Source organism: Nitrospira sp. BLG_1, assembly GCF_047338595.1.
Taxonomy (GTDB): Bacteria; Nitrospirota; Nitrospiria; order Nitrospirales; family Nitrospiraceae; genus Nitrospira_D.
Window position 1 is genome coordinate 49058 of sequence record NZ_JBLFBO010000007.1, and the last position, 26375, is coordinate 75432.

Here is a 26375-nt window from a genome sequence, read left to right on the forward strand (position 1 = left end):
TCCAGTGTGATCGCGTTGTCCCGGTGACCGTCTAGTTGCTTTGCCAATACCGTCGGTCTAGCAGTTCTTCGGCGATACCTCTTCCGGTTCTTGAGTAAGTATTGTTCCGTCAAGGCCTTTCGAAGGTGTGCTCCTAGGTTTCGCCTAAATGTGAGACTTGGGAAGGACTTAAGGTATTTCGATGGAGGGTGTGTATGCTGATGAAGGCAATTCTGGACCGCAGTTCTGACGCAGCTCCGTACGTTTCCGTTCCCGTTGAGCGGTCTTCTATGTCCGATGCCGTATCACTCATTATCGTGAACTACAATTCCGGTCGTTACCTTCAATCTTGTGTTGCGTCTGTGCTGCATCAGGTCAATGAAGTGGTCGTTGTCGACAACGCCTCAACCGATGGAAGCATGGAAAAGCTTGAGGCGATATTTGAATGTGACCAGAAGTTGCAGGTTGTGCGTAATCGGGCGAATCGTGGATTCGCGGCTGCCTGTAACCAAGGATTGGAGATGTCCTCTGGAAGATATCTGTTTTTTCTCAACCCCGACTGTGTGTTGGCGCCGGAGACCGTTAAGCGTTTGCTCGAGGCACTTGCGGGTTACGCTGATGTAGGCATGGTTGGTGGACTCCTCGTCAACCCCGATGGCACTGAACAAGCCGGCGGGCGACGGGCTGTCCCAACGCCTTGGCGGTCTCTTGTGCGGGCATGTGGTTTATCGCGCCTTGGAGCTCGATGGCCACGCTTGTTTCTTGATTTTCATCTGCATAAGCAACCGTTGCCGATGCACCCTATTGAGGTTGAGGCAATATCAGGTGCCTGTATGCTAGTTCGTCGTGAAGCGATGCGAGATGTCGGAGCCTGGGATGCAGGTTATTTTCTGCACTGTGAAGATCTTGATTTGTGTATGGCGTTGCGGCGCAAAGGGTGGAAAATTATGTTTGTGCCCGATGCGAGAGTCATACATGATCGAGGGGTATGCAGCCGTTCTCGTCCTATATTCGTGGAATGGCATAAGCACCGTGGGATGATGCGGTTTTATCACAAGTTTTTTCAGCATCAGTACCCAGGCCCATTGATGTGGCTGGTGGCGTTCGGCATCTGGTTGCGATTTGGTTGCATCGCATCATACCACTCCGCATTGCTCACACTGCGGTATCTCGGGTTTCGGCGTGGATGAGTCGTCGACGACCGGTGTTCTTGGCGCGAGCAGCTTTGTCGGCGAATGCGTGATTCGGCGGCTGAGGGAAAGTGGCCGCCAGATCGTTGCCTTCTCCAGGTCTGCACATGCGGGCAACGCTGAATCAACGGTGACGTGGTTGCAGCTCCTGCCTTCTGTAGCCGTCTCCCCCCAAGTCCCTCACATCACGGAGTGGGTATGTGTCGCCCCGATTTGGGTACTGTCTCAGTATTTCTCGATGATGGAGGCCAGTGATGCTCGTCGGGTCGTGGTCCTGTCGTCGACGAGTCTTTTTGCAAAAAAGGACTCACCAGATCCGGATGAACAGGCGCTTGTGTGTGGACTGCATGCCGGTGAGCAGGCTCTGCGTACGTGGGCAGAGACTCAGGGAGTTGAGTGGGTGATTTTGCGCCCGACGTTGATCTACGGATACGGCCGGGACAAGAATGTCACGGAGATTCTTCGCTTTGTCCGTCGATGGGGAGGGTTCCCCTTATTGGGCCGGGCTGACGGCTTGCGTCAGCCGGTGCATGCGGAGGATGTTGCCATGGCATGCGTGTCAGCCCTTACGGTGCCTGCGGCTGGGAACCGGGCGTATAATCTCTCAGGCGGCGAAACGTTGTCCTACAGGGAGATGGTCTGCCGAATCTTTGCCGCGATTGGTAAACGCCCGCAGGCCGTAACCATTCCCCGATGGCTCTTTCGTCTGGCGGTGGCGGCACTTCGTCGGCTGCCGCGATATCGCAATTGGACGACGGAAATGGCCGAACGCATGAACCGTGACTTGGTATTTGATCATGGCGATGCCGCACGAGACCTAGGTTTCTCACCCAGGCCTTTTCATCTTTCACAGGGAGACATGCCGACGTGATTATTCCAGCTGAGGTCCGGGTCGGAGTTGTTCGCAAGTGTGAGGCCCAAGCCTCCGAACGAGGCTTGTGTCACGCAGGATCGGTGGGCCGTGTTTTTGTTTTGCAATGCTCTGCCTGTCGGGTATGATAGGTTCAGTAGAAGTCCACCTAAGCAGGCCTCTTAGACTTGGCGAGTAAACCTACAACAGGCAAGTCTTCAAGTCGGCGGCCGTCTCCCGCCGTCCTCAGAGGGATTCGTCTTTTTGCCACCGATGTGGACGGGGTCCTCACCGATGCCGGTATGTACTATTCCGAATCGGGTGACGAATGGAAAAAGTTTAACACCCGAGATGGGATGGGGATCAAGCTGCTGCAGAGAGCCGGACTCATCACGGCCATCGTGACGCAGGAACGAACTCGGCTCGTGGCGAGGCGGGCGGAAAAACTCGCCATTCCAGAGCTTCACCAAGGCGTGATGGACAAGTTGTCGGTTATTCGAGACATGGCTGAGCGGTATGGGATCTCGCTCAGGCACATCGCGTACGTTGGAGATGATGTCAACGACCTTGAAGCGTTGAAGGCGGTGGGTTTTTCTGCGACCCCCGCAGACGGTCTGCCTCAAGTCCGAAAGGTCGTTGACTATATCTGTCGGTTGAAGGGGGGCGAGGGTGCGGTTAGAGAGCTTGTGGAAATGATTCTGTTGGCGCAGGGGCAGGTTGCAAGTTTCAAGTCCCACGTTTCAAGTTCAGGAAACCGTTCATAGGGTAGGAGATTATGCTGGATGACTTCTCTTAAGCCTCAAACCTCAAACCTCAAGCTGTCCAACCATCTCTATCCGGTCATTATGGCCGGAGGCAGCGGGACCCGGTTTTGGCCCTTGAGCCGACATCTGTTTCCGAAGCAGCTGTTGCGGATCGGCGGTGAGCATACCTTGATCCAACAAACCATGCAGCGTGTGCTTGGCTGTGCTCCGGCAGCCAAAGTCTTGATTTCGACCAACGCGGCACAGGCCGATCTCATTCGTGTGCAACTGGCCGATTGGAAAGAGGATCTTGCTGATGGGTTTGTGCTGGAACCGGAAGGCCGGAATACGGCTCCCGCCATTGCCTTGGCTGCGCTGGAAGCGCAGCGGCGCGATCCTGAGGCGATGATGCTGGTTGTCCCTGCCGATCACGTGGTCACCGGTCAGCGAGATTTCGAAGCAGCGGTTCAACTGGCCTGTCAATTGGCAGCAGCGGGTTCCTTGGTGACCTTCGGAATTAAGCCGATTCGCCCGGAAACTGGTTATGGCTACATCAAGCCCAACAACAAGGTTGTGCTGGGGAAACGTGGGAGGTTGCGGGGCTTCTCGGTTCACAAATTTGTGGAAAAGCCTAACCTTGCCAAGGCGATGCAGTATCTCAAATCCGGCAACTACTATTGGAACAGCGGAATGTTCATCTGGCGGGCCGCGACGATTTTGGAAGAGATTCGTCGTCACCAGCCTGCCATAGCCAGAGCGATGGTTCGAATCCAAGAACTTCAGGTGAATCAGGCACCGAAGTCGGCCATTGAAGACCTCTATCGAGCCATCAAACCAGTCTCCATCGACAATGGTGTGATGGAACGTTCGCCGAAGGCGGCTGTGATTCCGGTGGCGTTCAAATGGTCGGATGTCGGGAGTTGGGGAAGTTTGGATGAAGTGGCCTCGAGCGATAAGGCCGGGAATGTGACGACGGGGCGAGTGGTCGACATAGAGAGTCGCCGTTCGATTGTCTATGCCGACAGGCGGGTTGTGGCGACGATTGGATTGCAGGATATGGTCGTAGTCGATACACCGGACGCGACCTTGGTCTGTCCGAAATCAAGGGCGCAGGATGTAAAAAAGGTCGTCGACATCCTGAAGCAACAAAAAGCGCCGGAGCATTTGGAACACTTGACCGTTCAGCGGCCATGGGGCTCCTACACCGTGTTGGAAGAGGGGCCGGGATTCAAAGTGAAACGGGTGACCGTCAACCCAGGCGGGCGCCTCTCACTTCAAATGCATCATCAACGGAGTGAACATTGGGTGGTGATTGCCGGTACCGCACGAGTGACCAGGGGAGAAGAAATTTTTGACTTGCGCGTTGGGCAGAGTACGGCCATCCCGGTGAAGACACGGCATCGCCTGGAAAATCCAGGGCGTGAGACCGTGCATATCATCGAGGTGCAAAACGGCCCGTACCTTGGAGAAGATGATATCGTTCGCTTCAAGGATGATTACGGAAGGAGCGTGAAGCGTGAAGCGTGAAGCGTCGATCGGGATGACCAAGACGGAGATTTCTTCCCGCGTTTCACGAATAACGCTTTACGAATAACGAACCTATGGGTCTATTTCGTGAGTATGATCTTCGAGGTATCGTCGGCACCGAGCTGACGGAGGAGTTGGCTGAGCGAGTGGGGCTTGCCTACGCCACCTATGCAAACAAACACGGAGTCAAGACGGTCAGCGTAGGTCGTGATGGCCGTCTCAGTTCTCCCGCGTTACATCAGGCGCTGCTCAGGGGGCTGTTAGCCGGCGGGATGGACGTGATCGATATCGGGATCTGCTCCTCTCCGTTGGTGTATTTCTCGTTATTTACCCTTCCGGTCGGCGGTGGCATCATGATCACTGGCAGTCACAATGCGGCGGAGTACAATGGGTTTAAGATCTGTCTCGGGAAAACGGCGATTCATGGAGATGACATTCAAGAATTGCGGCGTGTGATGGAAGCGGGCGTCTTCGCGTCAGGGCATGGGCGACTCTCCGAGTATCCGATCATCCCTGACTATTTGGCGTACATCAAGAAAAGCTTTCCTCATGTCAAGGCTAAACAGTTGCATGTCGTGATTGATTGCGGGAACGGCGCTGCATCCCTTGTTGCCAAACAAGCGCTTGAATTGCTGGGGTGCAAGGTCACGGGATTGTATTGCGACTTGGACGGGCGTTTCCCCAACCATCATCCGGATCCTACGGTGTTGGAGAACCTGTCTGACTTGATGCAAGCAGTGAAGGAGCATCGAGCTGATGTCGGAATCGGCTATGATGGAGATGCAGACCGAATCGGGGCAGTGGATGAGCAGGGGCAGGTGCTCTGGGGAGATCGTCTCCTGGTGGTGTACGCTCGAGATATTCTGGCCGAGAAGCCGGGGAGTACGATCATCTCGGAGGTTAAAGCGTCCCAATGCCTCTACGATGACGTTGCCAAGCGTGGTGGACGTGCTGTGATGTGGAAGACCGGACATTCCTTGATCAAAACAAAAATGAAAGAAGAGGCGGCAGTGTTGGCCGGGGAAATGTCCGGGCACATGTTTTTTGCAGATCGGTATTTCGGGTATGACGATGCTGTGTATGCGTCCTGTCGGCTCGTGGAAATCTTGGCAAAAGCTCAGCAGCCGCTGTCGGCGTTAGTGTCGGATTTGCCCCAGTCTGTCGTCACGCCTGAGATACGAGTGGATCTTCCAGATACCGCCAAGTTTGAGGTAGTCGAGCGGGTTCGCAAGAGGTTCACGGAATATCTGAAGACCGAACAGGGCCTTGGCCCGAAGAAGCTGGCACTGAGAAATCTGATCACGATCGACGGAGTCCGTGCCATATTCGATGATGGATGGGGCCTTATCAGGGCGTCCAATACTCAACCGGCTTTAGTGCTGAGATTTGAAGCGACCTCTTCCGACCAACTCAATGCGATTCGAGCGCTGATTGAGGAAGAGCTGAGGGAGGCCAAACGAGCGCTCGCGTGCTAGCATCCGTCGCCACGTGGATTGGTCTTGCTCGCCTCCGTGCCAGCATCGGTCGTCCTGCCGCCATAGGGACTGTTGCGTTGACCCTCCTGGTTCCCCTTGGAACAAACACCGCTGAAGGAGTGGGCGAAATAACCCGTCCCTTCACGGTCGGAGAACGGCTGACCTACGAAGTGTCCTGGCTCAACCTGACTGCTGCCATCGCCGTGATGGAAGTGGCTCCTACGGAGGAGAGAGGAGGGACCGCTTCCCTCGCCAGGCTGATCGGGACGGCGCAGTCTACACCGATCATCACGAAGTTCTTTCCGGTTGATAATCGAGTGGAGTCGGAATTGGATCTAGAGACGCTCACGCCGGAACATCTGACCTTTCGGCGGCGCGAAGGAAAAAAGAAAGAGGATATCGAATACACGTTCCACCAGAAGGAAGGGACGGTCACTGCCGTGAGAGGAGGGATGACCGAGTCCGTATCCATTCCAGCCGGGACCCACGACATCATATCCTGCCTGTACTACACCCGCGCGGTCTTGCCACCCAAGCCGGGAGCCTCACTCAAGATGAATGTGTATCATGATAAGAAAAACCGCCCAGTGGAAGTCCGAGTCGAAGGAATCGAGACTTTGGAAGGAGGCTGGGGGAAAGCGGAGACGGTCCGAGTGCGGGTGATCATGCCGTTCCATGGTCTTTTCATGAATAAAGGGGATATTCATGTCTGGGTCACCAATGATGAGCGAAAGACCCCAGTCCGCATGAAAGCGAAAGTCGTACTTGGTGCCATTGTCGCTGACCTCGTTGATGGTTGGTCGGGAGTCAGTAGTGTGAAGCCGGGGTTTTGAACAGGAGGTTGTTGTCCACGCAGGATAAACCCGTTATACTGAGCCGCAGCATGAGACAATTTCCCACCACATTAAGCCAGTTTATCATTCGGAGTCAGGCGTCCTATCCGGGTGCAACTGGAGAGTTTTCCAGTTTGTTGACCCAAATTGGCCTGGTCGGCAAGCTCATCTCCCACGATCTTCGGCGTGCAGGGTTGATCAATATTCTCGGGACGACCGGGGAGACCAATGTCCAGGGAGAGACCGTTAAGAAGCTGGATGCCATCGCGAACGATGACTTTGTCAGAGTTTTTCAAGCCAGCGAGCATGTTTGTGCCCTGGCTTCGGAAGAAATGGAAAAGCCGATCTTGCTGCCGAATAATTGGCCAAATGGCAAGTACATGCTGCTCTTCGATCCGCTGGACGGCTCATCCAATACGGACAATAACATGCCGCTCGGGGCCATTTTTTCCGTGCTCAAGTATGGGCGAACGGATCGATTGCCGACAGAAGCGGATTTGATCCGCCGAGGGACCGAACAAGTCGCGGCCGGGTATCTCCTGTATGGATCGAGCACGATGTTGGTGTACACCGTCGGGCAAGGCGTCTATGGGTTCACGCTTGATCCTGACATCGGAGAGTATTTGTTATCGCACGAGCGGATGAGGATTCCTGAAAAAGGCAAGGTCTATGCCGCCAATGAAGGGAATTATAATAAGTGGTCTGATGGAATAAGGAAGTACTTCGATTCGCTTAAGGTCACTGATAAGGCGACGGGGCGCCCCTATAGTGCGAGGTATTCCGGCTGCCTGGTGGCTGATGTGCATCGATTGTTGCTTGGAGGAGGTATCTATCTCTATCCAGGGGAAGTCGACAAGCCGGAAGGAAAGCTGCGGCTGCTGTATGAAGCAAACCCGTTGGCGTTTGTGATTGAGCAAGCTGGAGGAAAGGCCTCAACGGGCACGACGAAAATTCTAGATGTGGAAGCCAGGAAGTTACATCAGCGTGTACCGTTGATTATCGGGAGTCCTCTCGATGTCGAGCAGGCTGAGGCGTACATTCAAGGGACAGCATAGCCACGCATCGTGTTGACATGTGGGAGTAGTCTGGAGGGAATTATGGGAGATCGGGTGCAAGAGATTCTCAGTTGGTATGGTAGCGACAATGCCGGGACGAAGACGAATATTGCCCGCATGCTGCGTTCCGGGAAATTGGCTGGGACCGGCAAGTTGGTCATTCTCCCGGTTGATCAGGGATTCGAGCATGGTCCGGCTCGGAGTTTTGCGCCGAATCCATCCGGGTACAACCCACACTATCACTTTCAACTCGCCATTGATGCCGGCTGCAATGCTTATGCGGCACCGCTCGGGTTTTTAGAAGCAGGAGCCAGTGAGTTTGCGGGGCAGATTCCTCTCATTCTCAAGCTCAATAATCATGATGTCTTGCATGATGACAAGGATCCGTTGCCGTCAGTCACAGGTAGTGTGAACGATGCCTTGCGATTAGGGTGTTCGGCTGTCGGGTTCACGATTTATCCTGGGTCCGCCCATTGCAACGCGATGTATGAACAGCTACAGGCCATTGCTGAGGAGGCAAAGGCCTGTGGGCTGGCAGTCGTGGTGTGGTCCTATCCTCGAGGATCTGCTCTGAGTAAGGAAGGTGAGACCGCGATGGATGTCGTGGCCTATGCGGCACAGATCGCGGCACAATTGGGCGCACACATTATTAAGGTGAAGTTGCCGACCGCGCACTTGGAACAGGCTGCCGCAAAGAAAGTGTACGAGTCCACGCAGATTTCGATTAAGACGTTGGCAGAACGAGTCAAACATGTGGTCCAGAGTTCATTCGACGGACGGCGGATCGTCATCTTCTCCGGTGGAGCGAAGAGCGAAGATAAGAATGTGTTTGAGGAAGCTCGTGGGATTCGGGATGGGGGAGGGTTTGGCAGCATTATCGGACGGAATTCCTTCCAGAGACCGAAGGCGGAGGCCACCAAGTTTCTCCAGACGATCATGGGGATTTACAGCGGCGCGATTCAGTGAGCGCTCCTACGGTCATGGATAAAAGCGAATGCATACTATGAATCAATTCGAGTCGAGTCCGAAGCCCCCACAAGGGAAGAAAAACTGGGTTGTCACAGCGGCTTTGCTGACGGCTGGAATAATCATCGGATTTGTCGTGGCCTCGGACCTTGGGTGGTTGTCGAATGGCCATGCTGTGCCAGATGCATCGTCTGTTGCACCACCGTCGCCTCCTCCTGTCGTCAGACCAGTCTCGACGGCTCCGCAGCCCATCCTGGGCGGGGGCAACCAAACATTCGTCGATATTGCGAGGTCGGTGAAGCCGGCGGTGGTGAATATCTATGCGACCAAGAGCGGCCGTGGGGAAGGTTCAGGCGCGACCCCGTTCGACGATCCGCTGTTTCGAAAGTTTTTTGGTGACGAGTTTTTTCGAAAGTTCGAACATCCCAAGGAAAAGAAAGAACGAGGATTGGGGTCGGGCGTGATTGTGGAATCGAGTGGGTTGATCATTACTAATAATCATGTCGTCGGCAAGGCGGATGAGATCCGCGTGACCTTGTCGGACAAGCGTGAGTTCAAAGCGAAGTTGATCGGCACCGACCCCAAGACGGATGTGGCGGTCGTGAAGATCGAAGCTACGGGGCTTCCGAGCGTGCCATGGGCCGATTCGGATAAGTTGGAAGTGGGAGAGTTTGTCCTGGCTGTCGGTAATCCGTTCGGACTGACGCAGACTGTCACCCTGGGGATAGTCAGTGCACTCGGGCGAGCAGCCGGTATTGCTGAGTATGAAGATTTTATCCAAACCGATGCTGCCATTAATCCAGGCAATTCCGGGGGAGCCTTGGTTAATGTCCGGGGTGAACTGGTAGGGATCAACACCGCGATATTCAGTCAGAGCGGTGGCAATATGGGGATCGGATTTGCCGTGCCGAGCAATATGGCGCAATCGATTATGGGGCAACTGGTCCAGACTGGAAAAGTCGTGCGTGGGTGGCTGGGAGTTTCGATTCAGGAATTGACGCCGGAATTGGCGTCACAGTTTGGCATCACTGAAACAAAGGGTGTGCTCGTCAGCGATGTCATGGATGATAGCCCGGCCAAGAAGGCCGGCTTCGAGCGAGCCGATGTGATCGTTGAGTATGACGGGAAACCGATGGATTCTCCGACGCATCTGCGTAATGCCGTGGCACAGACGCCGGTTGGGAAAAAGGTGGTCGTCAAGATTATCAGGGACAAGAAGGCCAAGACCATCGATCTCACCATTGTCGAGCAACCCAAGTCGATGACGCAAAGCGGTGAGGAAGACGGGGGGGACTCAGCGACGCCGATCGGGATCTTGTCCAGTCTTGATGTGCGTGACCTGAACGAAGAGTTGACAAGTCGCTATGGATTGAAGTCCGGCGAGCGCGGTGTCGTGATCGTACGGGTCAAGGTCGGTAGTACTGCTGAGGAGATGGGGGTTCGTGAAGGTGATATCGTGCTCGAGGTCAATCGCCAAGCAGTCACCTCGGTAAAAGTATTTGAGCGGATTGCCAACAAGCTGCCGAAGGATCAGGCGGTGTTGCTTTTGCTCAAACGGCAGGGACGGACGATTTATCTGACGCTTCGTCCATGAGGCAGTTGGAAAGTGGAAAGGTTAGAAGGTTAAACAGTTCCTATCTGGACTTTCCACCTTGTGAATTTTCTAACAGGTCGCCGATAGTGATCATCGAGTTGTCCGCAATGAAGAGAATCATCCGTTGAGCCTCGTTTTGTGAATACTTGTACTGTGGCCGTCGTCCCTGCCGCAGGACGAGGTCTTCGCATGGGTGGCGCCGTTCCCAAGCAGTTTTTGGCGTTGGGCGGTGAGCCGTTGGTCGTGCACTCGCTTCGAGTTCTTCAGCGCTCTCCCGTCATCGACCAGATCATCTTGGCTGTGCCGCAGGCTGATCTCGATTATTGCCTCAATGATCTCGCTGTCCGATTTGGATTTTCAAAAATCAGACGGGTAGTGGCAGGAGGAAGCGAACGCCAGGATTCAGTTCGGCATGCCCTGGAACATGTGCCGGAGGAGGCACAGATTGTTGTCGTGCACGATGCGGTACGTCCGTTTCTGACGGAGCAGATGGTGGCTGATGTGGTTGAGGCTGCAGGCCGAGAGGGTGGGGCGATCATCGCGCTGCCGATGCGTGATACCGTCAAGCAGGTTGGAACGGACCATCGGATCGAACGAACCGTTGATCGGCAACCGCTTTGGCTGGCTCAAACACCACAGGCGTTTCGACGGGAGCCATTGTTGAACGTCCATCGCAAAGCTCATGCGGAAGGAGTGCATGCAACCGATGACGCATTTTTATTCGAGTGGGCTGGGCATTCGGTCGTGGTGGTGGAAGGGAGCGGGGAGAATATCAAGGTGACAAGGCCTGAAGACATGGTGATTGGCGAGGCGATTTTGGCGTCGAGGAAAGCAAACACAAATGCGTGAAAGTTAACAGGTGGAAAGTGCTTTGGGAATGCATTTGTATGAATTCCAACTTTACAACGTCTCCCTTTCGAACTTTTTAACTGTTGATGAGTGAGCTGTGACCACTGGGAAAAGGAAAAGTATGCGTATCGGGTATGGGTATGATGTCCATCCATTGGGGCCTGGGCGTAAACTGATTCTTGGCGGAGTCGAGATCCCGCACAGTAAGGGATTACTTGGCCACTCTGACTCCGATGTACTGGTTCATGCTGTCTGTGACGCCTTATTGGGAGCAATGGGAGAGGGAGATCTGGGGCGGCATTACCCCAGTTCAGATCCCAAGTACAAAGGCATCTCGAGCCTCAAGTTATTGGAAGATGTCATGTCGAAGCTGAATGTGAAAGGCTATCGAGTAGGTAATATTGATACTGTGATTGTGGCTCAAGCGCCCAGGCTTGGTCCGTACCTCTCGGCCATGCAGAAGACCATCGCAGCAACGGCCGGTATTACTCCTGAATTAGTGAATGTCAAGGTTAAGAGTGGAGAAGGGTTGGACGCCGTGGGACATGAAGAAGGGATGATCGCCCACGCCGTCTGTTTGATTGAGCCAGTTTAACGCCTAGGGTATATCGCTGATGTTGGCGCACATCAAGCAAGACCTCCAAGCCGTTTTCGATCGAGATCCGGCTGCGACCAGCAAACTGGAGGTCATTCTCACGTACGCAGGTTTTCATGCGTTGCTTGCGTATCGTATTTCTCATCGGCTGAAGTCGATGGGAGTGCCCTTCTTCCCGCGAGCGATTTCTCAGCTGGCCCGTTGGCTCACCGGTGTGGAGATCCATCCGTCAGCCAAGATCGGGACGGGGTTTTTCATCGACCATGGCATGGGGGTGGTGATCGGAGAGACTGCTGAGATTGGCGACTACGTGACCCTTTTTCAGGGCGTGACGTTAGGAGGAACCGGGAAAGAGCGTGGTAAGCGGCATCCGACGCTCGGGAATCACGTGGTGGTAGGCGCCGGGGCAAAAATTCTCGGTGGGATTACGATTGGCGACAATGTGAAGATCGGGGCTAATTCTGTCGTATTGAAGAATGTCGCGGCCAATTCCACGGTGATCGGTGTTCCTGGCCGCGTCATCAAATCCCAGGGTGAGCGCCTGCCTGATGCCACGATGGATCAAGTCGATTTGCCTGATCCCATCAGTGACCGCTTCCTAGCGCTTGAACAGGAACTGATTGAGCTTCGGAAGAAACTCGAAAATCGCGACGAGCCGAACCGTCATTAGTCGTTCGCATTGCCCATCAGCCTGCTGACGAAGTCAGTTCGGCGCGGCATCATGCCGCGCCGGAGTAACACGGTCATGCAGACAGACAGTCACTCATAAACTTCTTCCGCTCATCACCCTTCAGCTGCTTTTCACCCGCCTCTTTATTACACGCCTTCATTTTATTCTGCTGAGTGTCCTTGCCGCCTCCACCTTTCCCCGATTTGGCGGAAAGGCATTCCTTCATAAACGCTTTACGCTCATCGCCTTTCCCTTCACCAAATCCTTTTGCATTTGCCTGTTCATTGCAGGCTTTCATCTTATTCTGTTGCTCAGGTGCGGCCACTGCGAATGGTGTGACGCCGAGGCTGAGCGCGAAAAACGTCAATGTGATGGCGCGTAGAACTCGCTGCATGTTGAGGCTCCTTTAATAAGAGGTGAAGTGACCGACTGGGTTGCATCATAACAGATAAATACGTACGTGTCATAGGCTAGAACGCTGTCGCGTGAGGCGTGAAACTTCGAGTTGGTGGCTCACGAACAGTAGACGGAGCCTGGTCCCTCGTGATGACGAGGTGAATTGGTATTGTGGAGAAGGGGTGACGGGTGATTTCTTCTTGGGAAAAGGATATGCTGTGCGCCCAAGAGATATACTACGGTTCCATCAGCCCATTCTGGCTTTGGATTGCTTCGACGGGAAGAGGAAAGGTCGGCTATGAGTTCAACCCCAAGTGTCACGCCAGCGCATCAGTTCCGGAAACTCCTCTTGTCGGACCAGCTGGAATTCATCTGTGAAGCGCATAACGGCCTCAGCGCAAAGATCGTTCAAGAAGCAGGCTTCAAGGGTATCTGGGCTAGTGGTCTTTCCATCTCGGCGCAATTTGGAGTTCGGGATAACAATGAGGCCAGTTGGACCCAGGTGTTGGACAATTTGGAGTTCATGTCCGATGCGACCACGATTCCGATCCTGCTCGATGGTGATACGGGATACGGCAATTTCAATAACATGCAGCGGCTGGTCCGCAAGCTGGAGCAACGGCGTATTGCTGCCGTATGTATCGAGGACAAGTTGTTCCCCAAGACAAACAGTTTTATCAAAGGGGATGCCCAGCCAATGGCGGACATGCAAGAGTTCTGCGGCAAGATCAAGGCGGGTAAGGACGCACAGACCGATCCGGACTTTAGCATTATCGCCCGAGTGGAAGCCTTTATCTGCGGGTGGGGATTGGCGGAAGCGCTGCGCCGGGCCGAGGCCTATCGCCAAGCGGGCGCAGATGGCATTCTCATTCATAGCGCGCTGTCGGTGCCGGATGAGATTCTTTCATTCAAGCAGGAGTGGGGAAATCGGTGCCCCGTCGTGATTGTGCCGACGAAGTATTATGCGACCCCGACTGAGGTGTTTCGGCAGCATGGCTTTGCGATCGTCATTTGGGCCAATCACCTGTTGCGTTCTGCCGTGGCTGCTATGCAGAAAACTGCGCGGACGTTGAAGGAGCAGCAACACCTGCTCTCCATCGAAGACAAGGTTGCCTCGGTCTCAGAAATCTTCAGGTTGCAAAATGCCGCAGAACTGCAAGATGCAGAAGATCGGTATCTCCCCCGAGGTGCCGAAGATACCTCCGCCATCGTATTGGCGGCTTCTCGTGGCGAGGAACTTCGTGAGCTGACCGAGCATCAGCCGAAGACGATGGTGAAGATTCAAGGGACGCCGATCCTTGCTCATATTGTGGATGCGTACAACGCGGTGGGGATCAAGGATATTACGGTTGTCCGTGGCTATAAGAAGGAGGCGGTGACGTTGCCCAATCTCACCTATCTCGATAACAATGACTTTGCCGAGACTGGCGAGTTGGATTCTCTGCATAAAGCGTTAGTCGCACGCAAAGGCCTGACGAGGGATCTGATCATTTCGTATGGCGACGTGCTGTTTAATAAGTATATTCCGCAGGCCTTGTGCCAGGAAAATGAGGACTTTGTGGTCTTCGTCGACAGCGACTGGCAGAGCCAGGGCAGTTACGATCGTTTGGGGGGCTTTGCCGAATGCTCGCTGCCGAACTCGAAGAAGGCCTTTAATACGAAAATCTATCTCAAGCAGTTAGGGAATATGGTGTCAAGAGGACACACCCATGGGGTCTGGATGGGGTTTCTGAAGGTGTCTCCAACTGGAAGTGCCAAGCTTCAGACGATCCTCACGACGATGATGGCCGACCCTGCCAATCGAAAAGCCGGGATCCCTCACCTCCTACAGGAACTACTGAATCGGCAAGAACCAATTCGCGTGTTGTATACCGTGGGGCATTGGCTCGATATCAATAGTCTCGATGATGTGATTCAGGCAGGGAACTTCTGATCGGCCATGCATGCGTTGCTCCGCCCGCAGTGTTTTCCGGTTCAGACGTCACCATTGCTCACTTAAATTTGCCTTGCGATAACATTTCTGAACGATCGTTCGACATGGAGAATCGTGCATGCTGAGTCCACAAGAATTTGTTGATTGCCTGAAGGAGAATGGCGTTGAGCTTTTCACGGGAGTGCCGGATTCCCTCCTCAAGGAACTCTGTTCCTGCATGGCTCATACGAGTCGGCCGGGAGAGCATATCATCGCTGCTAATGAAGGTGGAGCCGTGGCTCTGGCGATTGGATATCACCTCGCGACACGGAAAATCCCGCTCGTCTACTTGCAAAACTCGGGGTTGGGCAACGTCGTCAATCCGCTTCTATCACTGGTTGATGAGGATGTCTATTCCGTTCCGATGCTCCTTGTTATTGGGTGGCGCGGTGAGCCAGGGGTGCACGATGAACCTCAACATAAGAAGCAAGGACGAGTGATGGTTCCTATGCTTGAGGCCATGGAGATTCCCTATTCCGTGCTGGGCACTGATGTCGATCACGCAGAGCCTATCGTGAAGGATGCGGTGGCACAGGTCCGAAAGACTGGCGGCCCCTTCGCGTTGGTGATCAAGAAAGGTGCCTTTGCTGCGTATGCGGCACCTGCGCTCCAACAGACGGACTTTCCACTGTCTCGCGAAGAGGCAATTCAATTTGTGATTGATGTTCTGGAAGAGCGAGACGTGCTTGTGTCAACTACTGGCATGCCGTCTCGGGAAGTGTATGAGTACCGGACCAAGAGGGGTGTTGGCCATCAACGGGATTTCCTGACGGTGGGGGGGATGGGGCACGCCTCTCAAATTGCACTTGGTATTGCACTCCAAAAACCAGAACGCTCTGTGTACTGCCTCGATGGAGATGGCGCGCTCCTGATGCATATGGGAGGGGTGGCGCTGGTAGGAACACTGAAGCCGAGCAATTATAAGCATATTGTGTTGAACAATGGGGCCCATGATTCGGTGGGGGGGCAACCGACTGTTGCGCTGGGCATCGATGTCTTGGGTATCGTGCGCGCGGCTGGGTACGCACGAGTGGCCAGAGCTCGGACAGAATCTGAGTTGAGGTCGTGCCTTCAGGAGATCAAAGAATTTCCAGGTCCAAGCCTCTTGGAGATCCAGGTTCGGTGTGGGGCGCGGAAAGATTTGGGGCGTCCAGAAACAACTCCTATCCAGAACAAGAACGCTTTTATGGATTTCCTGCATACTGCTGGGTAGGTAATCCAAAAGTGTAGGCGAGGAGTGTAATACTCTGCCGGAGGTGCAGATTTGAGATGACCCTAACCCAAAATTTCTTGGAGCGTCTCTCTGCCGAAGATGATTTTACGGTAAGGTGTAATCGTTCTTTTCCTCGGATGGCTTCTTCGTCCTCTGTCCACAGATTTGTACGGTCTGTGTCAAAACTGTCTCAATCATAATCCACTCGCACGAGAAACAGTCCCCGCGGTGGAGCTGTTTTCCCTGCAGCAGAACGGTCACGGGCTTTCAGGATGGTTGTCAGACTGTCGGGTGATCGCTTGCCTAGGCCGACTTCCAGAAGAGTGCCGACAATCGAGCGGATCATCTGCTTGAGGAATCGGTCGGCATAAAATGCAATCCTTAGCTGATCGCCTTCACGGAGCAGCGTGAATCGCTGGAGATGGCAGATGGGATCATCGTTGTCCGTGGGCTGGGTCTGGAAAGAGGAAAAGTCATGTGACCCGATCAAGGTGATTCCGGCGGTACTTATCGCTGTGTCGTTAAGCGTTCGATGAACATGCCAGCAATAGTTTCGCTCAACGGCTGCCCGCTCGGGTCGATTGAGAATGCGGTATTCATACAACTTACCTTTGGCCGAATGCCTTGCATGGAATGAGTCCGGCATGAGCTCAACCGATCTGACCACGATGTTTTCTGGAAGGTGCGCATTCAAGGCTCTCGTCCATTCGCGTGGAGTCATATCGCGATTGATGCGGAAGCTGGCAACCTGGCCCAAGGCATGGACGCCAGAATCCGTCCGTCCGGCACCGATGACCGGCACAGTGATCTGGGTGACACCGAAAATGGCAGTTTCAATGGCCGACTGAATGGTCGGCTGGTCGGGCTGACGTTGCCAGCCGGCATAGGCGGTGCCGTCATATTCGAGCGTGAGCTTTATGGTGGACATGTTCTGACCAGGAGTGAAGAAAACGTTTGATCGGGATGACCTTAGCGTATATCAGACTTGCCTGCAGAGAGGAAGGCGACGATACCCTGGTAGAGCGATTGGGCCACATCCTGGACGAACACCGGTTTATGGAGCAGCTCTTCTTCTGAAGGATTCGAAATATAGGCAATTTCGGCGAGAATACTGGGCATGCTCGTGAATCTCAAAACATAGAAGGGGGCGGTCTTGACGCCATGATCGTCAATGTCATAGTGGCCGTTCATCTGAGCCACCATGGCGGCTTTGGCATTCCACGCGAGCTCAAGTGATTCTTCAATCTTCTTCGTCGTGAGGAGATCGGCCACCAGGTATTCCCACCCGACGCCGGTGTTGCTGATGGGAGTTCCGTTTTCCCGTGCCGCCACCTCGAGCGCGCGTTGATCCTTGGCCTCTCCAAAGTGATAGATTTCTATGCCTTTGACGGTGCGGGAGGGATGGGAATTGACATGGATGGAGACAAACAGGTCAGCTTCGTGGCTATTTGCGAATCGAGCCCGTTCCTCCAATTCTACAAAGACATCATGGTCTCGGGTCATCAACACCCGCACCCCGGGTTGCTTGCTCAGGAGTTTGCGGAGCTGGAGCCCGACCTTGAGCGTAATATCTTTCTCCTCGGTTTTTCGAGCCCCCCGTGCACCCGGATCTTTCCCCCCATGGCCTGGATCGATCACAATGGTGGTGTAACCCTTTGTTCGTGTGGAAAAAGACTGAACAGCTGTCGAGATCATACGTTTGGGAGCCTCTGGAGGGACACTGGCAGGGCTCAGGCCTTGTTCCAGGGGCAGGGGAAGGGTGACATCAATGACCAAGCGTGGAGGATCGGATAAAAGGAACTGCCTATACGATTGGAATGAGGTTCTTGGCAGGGAGACGGCCACCGCCTGAGGCGTGATTTGGGTGACCATGAAGGGCGAAGGGATCGTTCCGTCCAGGGTCCTGCTCTGTGCGGCTTGGCTGAGCCAGGCATCAGGAAGGGCAATGACCACCTGGCTCGCATCGACTGCCCGCTGTTCGATCACGGTGGCATGACGATCAAGATCTAGAACGAGCCTGATCTTCTCAGGACTGGTCGTCGCGCGGACATTACGGATGGTCACGGGAGCGAGGGAAGCGGGGGTCCCCCTGACGTGGCTCTGTTTCGATCCCTGTATCGACAGGGTCCGGGGTTTGTCGGATGACCCTGCCCAGGCTACAGGACCCATCTCATGAGGGGAAGAGAGACAGAAGAGAGTACTGATCACCAGGAGCGTGAGGGGCTTGAGTGAAAACAGCCAGGGCGCTCGTTCTTGCATGGACCCTTGTGGCCCCTTCTCAGTGGTAGATGATGGGAAACTATTCTCAGATGTCCGTCGCCTTGTCAAGAACTACACGAGTTGGATCGACGAGATCCACAGTGACGGTTGGTTGAAGGCTGTGGTAGCGTGAGGCATGCCGACGTACCTGATTATTGATGGGTATAACCTTCTGTCTGGGGGGAGAGCGCTTTCCGGACAGCTTGAAGCCGCTCGCGAGCAATTGCTGCGTGACTTGGCGAGTTACCGACATCGCAAAAACCATCACATTACCGTCGTGTTTGATGGGTGGCAGCAGGGGCAGCCATCGGAGCAGCGGGAGCACCGTTCCGGAGTGCAAGTGATCTATTCCAAGCGAGGAGAGCGCGCCGATCAGGTCATTCAACGACTGGCTCGAGCCTATGGATCTGACTGTGCCGTGGTCAGCTCGGACCATGAAATCGTGAATGCGGCCAGGGCCCATGGAGCCTTTGTCATGGGCGCTCTGGAGTTTGCGTCCAAACTCCGGGCATCATCGCTCCCAAGCGGGAGTGTGCCGCATAAAGAGCTGGATCCAGGCGAAGACTATCCGGCGCGGCGCGGGCCAGAGAAAAAAGGGAACCCGAGAAAACTTCCCAAGTCTCAACGGCAGCGTGACCGACACCTCAAGCGATTTTAAACAACTGCTTTGCGTTCTTGCTTGTCTGTCCGGCAACGTCGTCCAATGGCAACCCATGGATGGAGGCTAACTGTTGAGCGACCTGCGAGACGTACGCCGGTTCGTTGCGTTTGCCCCGGTAGGGCACAGGGGTGAGATATGGGCAATCAGTTTCGATCAATACCCGGTCTAGAGGCGTGTTCTTGGCGATGTCACGCAGCATCACAGCATTTGGGAATGTAAGGATGCCCGAGAAGGATAGATAGAATCCAAGATCCAACGCATCCTTCGCCAGCCAGGCATCTCCGGAGAAGCAGTGAAACACCCCGCCGATTGCTGACGCCTTTTCTTCTTTTAAAATCGCGATCGTATCTTCCTGCGCTTCCCGCGTGTGGATAATCACAGGGAGTTTGAGTTCGCGGGCGAGCTGAATCTGCTCACGAAACCGCTCGCGCTGTTCTTTCGGCGAGGAGTGGTTGTAATGATAGTCCAATCCGATCTCCCCGTAGGCGACGACCTTTTTATTTTTCGCGAGCTGGCGAAACTCATCATACAACCCGTCACCGATGTGTTTGACCTCGTGCGGATGGACACCGATTGAGGCATAAACGAAAGGAAATTGGTCGGCGAGTTGCACAGCTGCATGGCTGGTGGCCAAATCGCAACCGATGGTGAGGAACGCCTCAACACCAGCCTCTCGCGCCCGGGCGATCATGGCCTCCCGATCGTCGTTGTAGCGGGCGTCGTCTAAGTGAGTATGAGTATCAATTAACATTTGTATATCCTACCACGAGGTGATCGCGTGACCGACATATCTGTGTGAGGGAATCAGGGAGAAGAGCGCTCAGAAGACCGGCTTGGGTGTGATGGCTGTGGCGAGCTCGTTCAATAATTGTTCAGTTTCGCCCCAACCCAGACAGGCATCGGTAATGGAGACACCGTGCTGAAGGGCCACGCCTTGCTTCCAGGCCTGTTTGCCGGGGTTCAAATTGCTTTCGAGCATGAGCCCCATGATGGTCTGGCGGCCTTCGCGGAACTGCCGCAACACCTCTTGGGCGACGAATCCTTGGCGGGTGTGATCTTTCTTCGAGTTGTCGTGCGAACAATCGATCATGATGGGACGGGCAATGTCTTCTCCTGCGACGGCCGCTTCGGCTTTGGCGACGTGTTCTGCTTCGTAGTTGGTTTTTCCACCTCCGCCACGGAGCACGATATGGCGATCGGGGTTGCCCATGGTTCTGATGATGGCTGTTTGTCCATCGGCATTGATGCCAACGAAATGATGTGACGTGCGGGCGGATGTCATGGCATTGACGGCGACATGGAGACTGCCTTCGGTGCCGTTCTTAAACCCAACTGGCATAGAAACTCCGCTGGCCATTTCTCGATGGGTTTGGCTTTCGGTCGTACGGGCTCCGATGGCCGCCCAGCTGATGAGATCGGCGACGTACTGCGGACTGATCGGATCCAGCAGCTCTGTCCCGCAGGGGAGACCCAATTGATTGATCTTGAGGAGAATGGCCCTCGCTAACTCCACTCCCGTTGCGATATCGCAGGTCCCGTCGAGATGTGGGTCATTGATGAGGCCCTTCCATCCGACCGTGGTTCTCGGCTTTTCAAAGTAGGTCCGCATCACGATCAGGAGTCGGTCACGCAGGGCATCAGCAACAGGTTTCAGCTTAGCGGCATATTCGTATGCGGCATTGGGGTCATGAATCGAGCAGGGGCCCACGATGACCAGAAGCCGGTCGCGGTCTTGCCCATGAAGAATGCGGCGAATCGCTTCTCTGGTTTCCACGACGAGCGCCGCAGCCTGATCAGTAATCGGGAGTTTGGTCTTGATGGCGCGGGGAGAGGGCAGCGCTTTAATCTCGATAACGTGTTGATTGTCGATCGGTCTATTCATGGTCTGCTATGCAGTCTATGGCTCGGTTCTCAATAGGAACTTGCCTTGAGGGGGCAATATACTAACGAATCGTAGCAGAAAAGTCCATATCGGTTACGAGGGAGTGGATTAGGTGCCATCATGACGCCCGGTCTTGGTGGTTCTTGCAATTCTGACTGATGGGTGCCTATTCTACGGCCATGTTTTTGAGAAAGTTTAGATATCTCTTCCCGTTTCTCCGCTTTGGAGTGGCGGTGGGGATGATTTGTCTCATCCTGGGGCTGGCACCTTTTGCCGTGGCTCAGGATGTTCACCATGAATTGGCCGCTGCCGATACGGATGGCCATGAACATTCGGACACCGACATCTGTCAGTGGGTACAGCATCATATTGCCGGGTCGGTTGATCTGGACGTTCCGCGATTGGCTGTCTGTGATGTTGTTTGGCAGCAGGCGCCTCCGTCCGATTCTATCCTCCTCTCAGCGGTCCTCTCACTCGTTGGTCCTTCCCGCGCTCCTCCACACGTATAGCTGAGCGAGCATATCCAGCAGGCAGGATGGGTTGAGTGGCCACGCGGTCTGCGTACGGCTGTTCTGCCTCTCCTGTTTTATCATCAGTGGGTTTGTGAGCGAGGAGGGATATGATGTATTCGTTCGTGAGACGTGTGTTGAATGGGACGATTCGATTGACGGTCGCCGCAATCATATGTGGAACGTGTTCCATCAGCTACGCTGAGGATCGAGAGTCGACCAAGACGATCAAAGGGGTTGTCCAAAATCAGGACCTTCGGCGGGTGCCGCAGGCGGTCATCGAAGTCAAGAATCAAGAAGGAGATATCATTTCGTCTGGGGTGTCGAATGATGCCGGAGAGTTCAAGGTGACTGTCCCTGAGGAGGGCACGTATTCCGTCAGTGCTGTACAGGAGACCTATCGGAGTGAATATGTGGTACTGGCGTTGGGGGATGAATCCTTGAAACCTGTCACCTTGACCCTCTCAAAGACTAAAGAAGTCTCGTTGGAGGTGGTATCACCCTTGCCGCCTATTCAAACGAAGGCATCCAGCGAGACCTATTCGCTCAGCCGGAAGGAAGTCGATACTCTTCCGCGGGGGAACAACAATGACTTGCACGATGTGTTGCTGACCATTCCGGGTGCGGCCTACGGGTCGCTCAAACAGGTTCATATCCGGCAGGACCATGCGAATCTTCAACTTAGGATCGACGGAGTTCCCATTCCCGATACAGTCTCATCGACCTTTTCCGATGTGATTACGCCACGGGCGTGGGAACGGGCCGACATTGTGCTGGGTGGAATGGAAGCCAACGTGGGTAATAAGTCAGCTGCGCTCATCGACATTACGACGAAGAGCGGCACGAAACCTGGATTTGGGTCCGTTCAAATGTTCGGCGGGTCGAACAAGACAATCAATCCGTCCTTCGAGTATGGAGGTACGATCGGCGAGAAGTTCCGCTATTACTTTTTGAACAGCCATACGGCAACGAATCGGGGTATCGAGCCTCCGACCGTTGGTCATTCGATCTTTCATGGGCAAAGCGAGCGGAACCAGACGATGTTCCGTGGCGATTATCAGCTGGATAATAATAACAATTTTACTTTCTTGTTCTTGAACTCTATCGCGAAATATCAGATCCCGACGTCCCCTGGGCTGGAGGCGAACCCGACGATTCTCGGCTTGTTGCCCGGAGGGTTTACGCCGGTGCCGTCGGAAAGGGTGGATGAAAATCAGAAAGAGAATAACCAATACGGGCATGTTGTCTGGCGGCGCGACATCAACACCAGAAACTTTTTCAGTTTGGCCGGGTATTTTCGTCATACCAGAGCCACGTTTCGAACAGATCCGTTGAATATCCTCGCCTATGTGCCAGAGGTCGAAGAACCTTTCTCGGCCGGGAGCCAAGACCGTACCGGCTATTCCGGTGGTGTGCGTTTGGACTATACGTATGTTCACAGCAAGGAACACTTGATCAAGGCTGGGTTCCAAGTCGATCGGACCCAAGCGATCAACAAGACCAGATTGTTTACCTTTCTGGATGACGGCGTTGGAAATCCGACCGGAGGGGTGATTACCCCCGGTGGCGACAACCGGCTCATCGGGTGGCGGCAAGAATTCTGGATTCAAGATCAGTGGACACCCAATGAACATTGGACAGTCAACATTGGGCTTCGTGCGGACACGGTGCAGTATCTCCGTGATGAAGGGCAGATCAGCCCGCGAGTCGGTGTCACGTACCGATACAACCCAGCCCACGCCTTCCATGCGTACTATGGACGGCTCTTTACCCCCCCGAATCTCGAGAGACTTGCACTTGCTAGCTTGAATTTGGAGGGAACCAAGGCGAACCCTGAGGACACCACCGATAATCAGCCCCGGGCTGAGCGGGCCCATTACTTCCAAATCGGGAGCGTCCATGCTCTGACGGATTGGGCGACCCTCCAACTCACGGGGTATTATAAGCTCGCCAATTATATGTCGGATGCCCACCAGTTAGGCACGACGCCTTTGCTGAACTATATTGCCTTTGAACGGGGATGGACAAGGGGGGCCGATGCCGCACTCAAGGTCTGGCTCATGGAGAATCTGACGGGCCGTGCCAACATCGCCTGGGGACAGTGCAAAGGCTATGGCTTGCAGTCTGGGCATAATCTGGTGCATTTTGAGGAAATTGCCGATATCAACTCGCGCAGCGGCGTCCACTGCGATCATCAACAGACGCTGACTGCATCAGGGATTCTGAGTTACCTATTGCTCGATAGGACGACCTTCACCGGGCAGGTCCTCTTTGCATCGGGATTGCGGACGGCAGAAGAGGGTGCCAAGACCAACTCGAGCCATAGTCCGACCTACACGATTTATAACTTTTCGATCAGCCATGTCATTCCCTTACCGTGGCACGGCCAGAAGTTTGTCGTCGGGTTTGATATCGTGAATGCATTGGATCAAAAGTACTTCATCAACCAGGGCGAAGGCAGCATTGGTCTCGGTGTCTCTCATGCCGGGATGCCGCGCTCCTTCTTCTTTCGCGGACAGTGGTTCTTCTAACCAGATGCCGAACATGGTCACCAGCATTGTTCTCAGTCGTCCGTCTCCCTGCGATGTACCACAAGGGTACGCCTCAGTCGGCGGGATCCCTGGGGCCTTGCTGGCTGACTCTGTTGGGCATCTGGTGAGGAGTCTTTGAGGTCTTAAGCGGGAGCCTGCGGGCTTTCGGAGTCACGCGCGTCTTGGCTCGTCTCGCTGAGTCGGCGAAGCGGGCACGTGGGGGTGGGCGGGTGAGAAGGCATGGCCCGTTTGAGCATCCGGTTCTTGATAGCGTAAAATGAGAACTTATGCGACCCATTTATAGTCTGCTCTTTGCTGTTGTTTTGGCGTGGCCGGCCATGCTTTACGCTGTGGTTGGTGACGAGGCCACGCATGAGAGTGATCACGAAGAAGATGTGCTGGAGCTGCCTGAGGTCCATGTTCATGGATTGTCTCTCAATAAAGATCAGCAGTTAGGCCCTGTGGCCAAGTCCACTCCCTGGCCTGCTATCCCCACCTCACTGAATGGGCAAGAGATCGATGATTGGATGAAGGCACGCCTGTTGGTTTCCAAGCATGCGAAGGTCACTGTCGTTGTGCTTGAGCCATGCAAGCATCGTGAACTCACGACGGCTGGGGTCAAGGCCCTCGGACGGTGGACATTCGATCCCCAAATGAAGGGCGATGATCCGATCGATGGCGAGCTGACGGTCCGCATTCATTTTCGAACCAGGTAGAGCAGTCACTGGTCATTAGTCAACGGTCATTGGACAGGAGTAAACAAAGTCCTGATAATGTTTCTTTCAATGACCAATGACTTGTGACTGTTGACCTATTATGACCTGGGACGAGACTCTCTTCCTCGCCATCAACGGGCTCGCCGGCCACTCAACGGTTGCCGATTACTTCTTCCTGCAGCTAGGCAACCGCAGCACACTCTATCTTCCGGGTGCCTGTGCGATCGCCTATTGGATCTGGATCAACAGACGAGAAGCGTTCCTGGGAGGGCCGGTTTTGGGAGCGTCGGTCGGGCTGGCTGATTTCTGCGGAGGGCAACTGAAGTGGGTTTTTGAACGGGTGAGACCCTGTCGAGCCCTCACCGAAGCGGTGAAGATCGAGCCAAGTGGCTGTGGGGGGTTGTTCAGTTTTCCATCGAATCACGCCGCGAATACTGCGGCCATTGCATCGTTCTTACAGGTCCTCTATCCCGCGTCTGGTTGGATCACCTGGCCGGTTGTTACATTGATTGGATTTGCCCGCGTCTATGTTGGCGCCCATTACGTGACGGATGTGCTTGGCGGGTGGGTTCTGGGAGGGGTAATGGGCGGAGGCGCGGCCTGGCTCTTGTTACAATGGCCCAGGTTCAGGAAGAAGTTCGAGTCGGTTGCCAATGCTGTCAAGGAAGCGGGAGTCCGGTCCTGATCTTTACAGGGTCTCCGGTTGGTGTTCTACTGTCGCTAAGAGTGCATCTCGTAGACGGTCCACATCATATCCCCTCCCGATCAGTACCAACGCTGGTTTCGGTTCATCCAACAAGGTGAGCGGGGAGATCGTGGCCTGTCCTGGCAGGGCATATTGAAATTCCTGTAGCTCCGGCTCTTTCGCAAATCGGAAATAGCCTTTTGCCCGTTCGAGTTCCTTGGGGATCGTCTTGATCCATGTGAGGAATCGCCGGCGGTTCAGCGGACCGGGCAATGGGACGGTGGTGGCGATGGGATGATACGCCATTCGCTGATGAGCCTTATGTGATTTGCTGAAGTGCACGTTGGTTGGTGTGGCGGGTCTCGTCGAAGGGTGAGGAGATAGCAGATCTGCCATATTCAGTCGCGCGTGTGATGTCTCCCACAGGCGAGCATAGGGGTTTTGCTCAAGGATCCCAGCCCGGAATCCTTCCCAGTGGCCGGGGACATAGAGGTCTCGCTTGTTCAGGATGAGTTCGTCGGCACAGCGGATCGCTTGCGTGGTCACATAGGCGCTGGAATGACTTTCTTCCGTTGAGATTGGGTGGAGAAGGGCGATGACTCGTTCAAGTGTGGCCAGCCGAGCGGTATAGGCGTCCGTCACCGCATCAATAACCTCAGCTGGATCTGCCAGGCCTGAACATTCTAGAATCAACACATCCGACGCATAATCTCGGACCAGCTGGGCGACACCCCACGAGAGGTCTTCCTTCGTATCACAGCAGACGCACCCGCCGGCCAGATTCATGACCTGCTCGGCAAGCGTCCCGGCCCGAGGGCCATCGATACTGACCGAGCCAGCCTCGTTCATGAGGACACCTGCTCGTTGGCCCTGGTCTTTCCAATGCTCCAGCAATCGCATCAAGAGCGTTGTTTTACCGGCCCCAAGCGAGCCGCAGAGGATATAGAAGGGGACGGGAGTTAAGGTCATACTCGTTTGTGATCGAAGGTAAGTCATTGTAATGAGATGAACCTGAAAAATGAAGGATATAATCTCTGTCTGGGATATGCCCGTCCAGCGTTCTACTTACAGGCTGTTGACAAAGGCTGCCAGCGGCGTTCTCACGTCGCTCAGAGGCTCAACGTACGGGCCGGAGTACGATTCGCCCCTTCGCTCGCTGCGGCCTTTCTGAACAGCCTGCGGGAGATCTAGATTCGGTCAGTCACCGTGAGGATCGACCCGTTTG

The 26375-nt window shown here is 54.5% G+C and carries 25 protein-coding genes; 19 read left to right on the plus strand and 6 right to left on the minus strand.

What is annotated here, in order from left to right:
• Positions 1-269 precede the first annotated feature (269 nt).
• The 12 genes from ACMTNU_RS08905 to cysE all read left to right on the plus strand — a co-directional run bounded on the left by ACMTNU_RS08905 (position 270) and on the right by cysE (position 12326).
• Positions 270-1169, plus strand: a complete 900-nt coding sequence (locus ACMTNU_RS08905) for a glycosyltransferase family 2 protein (protein ID WP_413934984.1) — start codon at positions 270-272, stop codon at positions 1167-1169.
• Positions 1162-2040 (plus strand): NAD-dependent epimerase/dehydratase family protein, encoded by an 879-nt coding sequence (locus tag ACMTNU_RS08910; RefSeq protein ID WP_413934887.1) that lies wholly within the window; start codon positions 1162-1164, stop codon positions 2038-2040. Before ACMTNU_RS08905 ends, ACMTNU_RS08910 begins: the two co-directional genes overlap by 8 nt.
• A gap of 167 nt (positions 2041-2207) precedes the next feature.
• Positions 2208-2783, plus strand: coding sequence for a KdsC family phosphatase (locus ACMTNU_RS08915; protein WP_413934888.1), 576 nt, complete (start codon positions 2208-2210; stop codon positions 2781-2783).
• An 18-nt stretch (positions 2784-2801) separates the two neighbouring features.
• Positions 2802-4289, plus strand: a complete 1488-nt coding sequence (locus tag ACMTNU_RS08920) for a mannose-1-phosphate guanylyltransferase/mannose-6-phosphate isomerase (RefSeq protein WP_413934889.1) — start codon at positions 2802-2804, stop codon at positions 4287-4289.
• Positions 4290-4363: 74 nt separating this feature from the next.
• Positions 4364-5764 carry a phosphomannomutase/phosphoglucomutase gene (locus ACMTNU_RS08925; protein WP_413934890.1) on the plus strand — a complete coding sequence of 467 codons (1401 nt, stop codon included), beginning with the start codon at positions 4364-4366 and terminating at the stop codon, positions 5762-5764.
• On the plus strand, positions 5758-6597 hold the full coding sequence (locus ACMTNU_RS08930; RefSeq protein ID WP_413934891.1) for a DUF3108 domain-containing protein: 840 nt from the start codon (positions 5758-5760) through the stop codon (positions 6595-6597). The genes ACMTNU_RS08925 and ACMTNU_RS08930 overlap by 7 nt, the downstream gene beginning before the upstream one ends.
• Positions 6598-6647: 50 nt before the next feature.
• Positions 6648-7652, plus strand: a complete 1005-nt coding sequence (gene fbp, locus ACMTNU_RS08935; RefSeq protein WP_413934892.1) for a class 1 fructose-bisphosphatase — start codon at positions 6648-6650, stop codon at positions 7650-7652.
• Positions 7653-7694: 42 nt separating this feature from the next.
• The gene (locus ACMTNU_RS08940) at positions 7695-8618 is read left to right on the plus strand and encodes a class I fructose-bisphosphate aldolase (protein WP_413934893.1); all 924 of its coding nucleotides are present in this window, start codon (positions 7695-7697) and stop codon (positions 8616-8618) included.
• 28 nt (positions 8619-8646) lie between these two features.
• Positions 8647-10212 (plus strand): DegQ family serine endoprotease, encoded by a 1566-nt coding sequence (locus ACMTNU_RS08945; RefSeq protein ID WP_413934894.1) that lies wholly within the window; start codon positions 8647-8649, stop codon positions 10210-10212.
• Positions 10213-10350: 138 nt separating this feature from the next.
• Positions 10351-11061 (plus strand): 2-C-methyl-D-erythritol 4-phosphate cytidylyltransferase, encoded by a 711-nt coding sequence (ispD, locus tag ACMTNU_RS08950; RefSeq protein ID WP_413934895.1) that lies wholly within the window; start codon positions 10351-10353, stop codon positions 11059-11061.
• A gap of 121 nt (positions 11062-11182) precedes the next feature.
• Positions 11183-11656, plus strand: coding sequence for a 2-C-methyl-D-erythritol 2,4-cyclodiphosphate synthase (ispF, locus tag ACMTNU_RS08955; protein WP_413934896.1), 474 nt, complete (start codon positions 11183-11185; stop codon positions 11654-11656).
• 19 nt (positions 11657-11675) lie between these two features.
• A complete protein-coding gene (gene cysE / locus ACMTNU_RS08960; protein ID WP_413934897.1) occupies positions 11676-12326 on the plus strand; it encodes a serine O-acetyltransferase in 651 nt (216 codons plus the stop codon).
• Positions 12327-12399: 73 nt separating this feature from the next.
• Here cysE and ACMTNU_RS08965 read toward each other — a convergent pair whose 3' ends face one another.
• Positions 12400-12720 (minus strand): PsiF family protein, encoded by a 321-nt coding sequence (locus ACMTNU_RS08965; RefSeq protein ID WP_413934898.1) that lies wholly within the window; start codon positions 12718-12720, stop codon positions 12400-12402.
• A gap of 300 nt (positions 12721-13020) precedes the next feature.
• Between ACMTNU_RS08965 and aepX the strand changes: the two genes are divergently transcribed.
• Positions 13021-14655 carry a phosphoenolpyruvate mutase gene (aepX, locus tag ACMTNU_RS08970; protein WP_413934899.1) on the plus strand — a complete coding sequence of 545 codons (1635 nt, stop codon included), beginning with the start codon at positions 13021-13023 and terminating at the stop codon, positions 14653-14655.
• A 118-nt stretch (positions 14656-14773) separates the two neighbouring features.
• Positions 14774-15907 (plus strand): phosphonopyruvate decarboxylase, encoded by a 1134-nt coding sequence (gene aepY, locus ACMTNU_RS08975; protein ID WP_413934900.1) that lies wholly within the window; start codon positions 14774-14776, stop codon positions 15905-15907.
• Between the two features lie 190 nt (positions 15908-16097).
• Here the strand turns inward: aepY and truA are convergent, their stop codons facing one another.
• Positions 16098-16835: a tRNA pseudouridine(38-40) synthase TruA gene (gene truA, locus ACMTNU_RS08980; RefSeq protein ID WP_413934901.1), complete on the minus strand. Its 738-nt coding sequence runs from the start codon at positions 16833-16835 to the stop codon at positions 16098-16100.
• Positions 16836-16876: 41 nt separating this feature from the next.
• Positions 16877-18166: an N-acetylmuramoyl-L-alanine amidase family protein gene (locus tag ACMTNU_RS08985; protein WP_413934902.1), complete on the minus strand. Its 1290-nt coding sequence runs from the start codon at positions 18164-18166 to the stop codon at positions 16877-16879.
• Between the two features lie 136 nt (positions 18167-18302).
• On the opposite strand from ACMTNU_RS08985, the gene ACMTNU_RS08990 reads away from it, so the two are divergent.
• Positions 18303-18824: an NYN domain-containing protein gene (locus ACMTNU_RS08990; protein ID WP_413934903.1), complete on the plus strand. Its 522-nt coding sequence runs from the start codon at positions 18303-18305 to the stop codon at positions 18822-18824.
• Here ACMTNU_RS08990 and ACMTNU_RS08995 read toward each other — a convergent pair.
• Together ACMTNU_RS08995 and ACMTNU_RS09000 are read right to left on the minus strand one after the other, a co-directional pair.
• The gene (locus ACMTNU_RS08995) at positions 18811-19578 is read right to left on the minus strand and encodes a TatD family hydrolase (protein ID WP_413934904.1); all 768 of its coding nucleotides are present in this window, start codon (positions 19576-19578) and stop codon (positions 18811-18813) included. The genes ACMTNU_RS08990 and ACMTNU_RS08995 overlap by 14 nt on opposite strands.
• Positions 19579-19647: 69 nt before the next feature.
• Positions 19648-20709 carry a 3-deoxy-7-phosphoheptulonate synthase gene (locus ACMTNU_RS09000; protein WP_413934905.1) on the minus strand — a complete coding sequence of 354 codons (1062 nt, stop codon included), beginning with the start codon at positions 20707-20709 and terminating at the stop codon, positions 19648-19650.
• Positions 20710-20867: 158 nt separating this feature from the next.
• Between ACMTNU_RS09000 and ACMTNU_RS09005 the strand changes: the two genes are divergently transcribed.
• From ACMTNU_RS09005 to ACMTNU_RS09020, 4 genes are all read left to right on the plus strand, one after another.
• The gene (locus tag ACMTNU_RS09005; RefSeq protein WP_413934906.1) at positions 20868-21218 is read left to right on the plus strand and encodes a hypothetical protein; all 351 of its coding nucleotides are present in this window, start codon (positions 20868-20870) and stop codon (positions 21216-21218) included.
• 110 nt (positions 21219-21328) lie between these two features.
• Entirely contained in the window at positions 21329-23749 is a 2421-nt protein-coding gene (locus ACMTNU_RS09010; protein WP_413934907.1) for a TonB-dependent receptor, read from the plus strand.
• 287 nt (positions 23750-24036) lie between these two features.
• Positions 24037-24465 carry an energy transducer TonB gene (locus ACMTNU_RS09015; RefSeq protein ID WP_413934908.1) on the plus strand — a complete coding sequence of 143 codons (429 nt, stop codon included), beginning with the start codon at positions 24037-24039 and terminating at the stop codon, positions 24463-24465.
• Between the two features lie 100 nt (positions 24466-24565).
• On the plus strand, positions 24566-25150 hold the full coding sequence (locus ACMTNU_RS09020; protein WP_413934909.1) for a phosphatase PAP2 family protein: 585 nt from the start codon (positions 24566-24568) through the stop codon (positions 25148-25150).
• Between the two features lie 3 nt (positions 25151-25153).
• On the opposite strand, the gene ACMTNU_RS09025 is transcribed toward ACMTNU_RS09020, so the two are convergent.
• On the minus strand, positions 25154-26119 hold the full coding sequence (locus tag ACMTNU_RS09025) for a CobW family GTP-binding protein (RefSeq protein WP_413934910.1): 966 nt from the start codon (positions 26117-26119) through the stop codon (positions 25154-25156).
• Positions 26120-26375: the final 256 nt, after the last annotated feature.

What these genes read in the sequence shown, in the direction of transcription:
- ACMTNU_RS08905 (WP_413934984.1), top strand. Translation starts at nt 270, where the DNA reads ATGTCCGATGCCGTATCACTCATTATCGTGAACTACAATTCCGGTCGT.
- ACMTNU_RS08920 (WP_413934889.1), top strand. Translation starts at nt 2,802, where the DNA reads ATGACTTCTCTTAAGCCTCAAACCTCAAACCTCAAGCTGTCCAACCAT.
- ACMTNU_RS08925 (WP_413934890.1), top strand. Translation starts at nt 4,364, where the DNA reads ATGGGTCTATTTCGTGAGTATGATCTTCGAGGTATCGTCGGCACCGAG.
- fbp (WP_413934892.1), top strand. Translation starts at nt 6,648, where the DNA reads ATGAGACAATTTCCCACCACATTAAGCCAGTTTATCATTCGGAGTCAG.
- ACMTNU_RS08940 (WP_413934893.1), top strand. Translation starts at nt 7,695, where the DNA reads ATGGGAGATCGGGTGCAAGAGATTCTCAGTTGGTATGGTAGCGACAAT.
- ACMTNU_RS08945 (WP_413934894.1), top strand. Translation starts at nt 8,647, where the DNA reads ATGCATACTATGAATCAATTCGAGTCGAGTCCGAAGCCCCCACAAGGG.
- ispF (WP_413934896.1), top strand. Translation starts at nt 11,183, where the DNA reads ATGCGTATCGGGTATGGGTATGATGTCCATCCATTGGGGCCTGGGCGT.
- cysE (WP_413934897.1), top strand. Translation starts at nt 11,676, where the DNA reads ATGTTGGCGCACATCAAGCAAGACCTCCAAGCCGTTTTCGATCGAGAT.
- ACMTNU_RS08965 (WP_413934898.1), bottom strand. Translation starts at nt 12,720, where the DNA reads ATGCAGCGAGTTCTACGCGCCATCACATTGACGTTTTTCGCGCTCAGC.
- aepX (WP_413934899.1), top strand. Translation starts at nt 13,021, where the DNA reads ATGAGTTCAACCCCAAGTGTCACGCCAGCGCATCAGTTCCGGAAACTC.
- aepY (WP_413934900.1), top strand. Translation starts at nt 14,774, where the DNA reads ATGCTGAGTCCACAAGAATTTGTTGATTGCCTGAAGGAGAATGGCGTT.
- truA (WP_413934901.1), bottom strand. Translation starts at nt 16,835, where the DNA reads ATGTCCACCATAAAGCTCACGCTCGAATATGACGGCACCGCCTATGCC.
- ACMTNU_RS08985 (WP_413934902.1), bottom strand. Translation starts at nt 18,166, where the DNA reads ATGCAAGAACGAGCGCCCTGGCTGTTTTCACTCAAGCCCCTCACGCTC.
- ACMTNU_RS08990 (WP_413934903.1), top strand. Translation starts at nt 18,303, where the DNA reads ATGCCGACGTACCTGATTATTGATGGGTATAACCTTCTGTCTGGGGGG.
- ACMTNU_RS08995 (WP_413934904.1), bottom strand. Translation starts at nt 19,578, where the DNA reads ATGTTAATTGATACTCATACTCACTTAGACGACGCCCGCTACAACGAC.
- ACMTNU_RS09000 (WP_413934905.1), bottom strand. Translation starts at nt 20,709, where the DNA reads ATGAATAGACCGATCGACAATCAACACGTTATCGAGATTAAAGCGCTG.
- ACMTNU_RS09005 (WP_413934906.1), top strand. Translation starts at nt 20,868, where the DNA reads ATGGGTGCCTATTCTACGGCCATGTTTTTGAGAAAGTTTAGATATCTC.
- ACMTNU_RS09010 (WP_413934907.1), top strand. Translation starts at nt 21,329, where the DNA reads ATGATGTATTCGTTCGTGAGACGTGTGTTGAATGGGACGATTCGATTG.
- ACMTNU_RS09015 (WP_413934908.1), top strand. Translation starts at nt 24,037, where the DNA reads ATGCGACCCATTTATAGTCTGCTCTTTGCTGTTGTTTTGGCGTGGCCG.
- ACMTNU_RS09020 (WP_413934909.1), top strand. Translation starts at nt 24,566, where the DNA reads ATGACCTGGGACGAGACTCTCTTCCTCGCCATCAACGGGCTCGCCGGC.
- ACMTNU_RS09025 (WP_413934910.1), bottom strand. Translation starts at nt 26,119, where the DNA reads ATGACCTTAACTCCCGTCCCCTTCTATATCCTCTGCGGCTCGCTTGGG.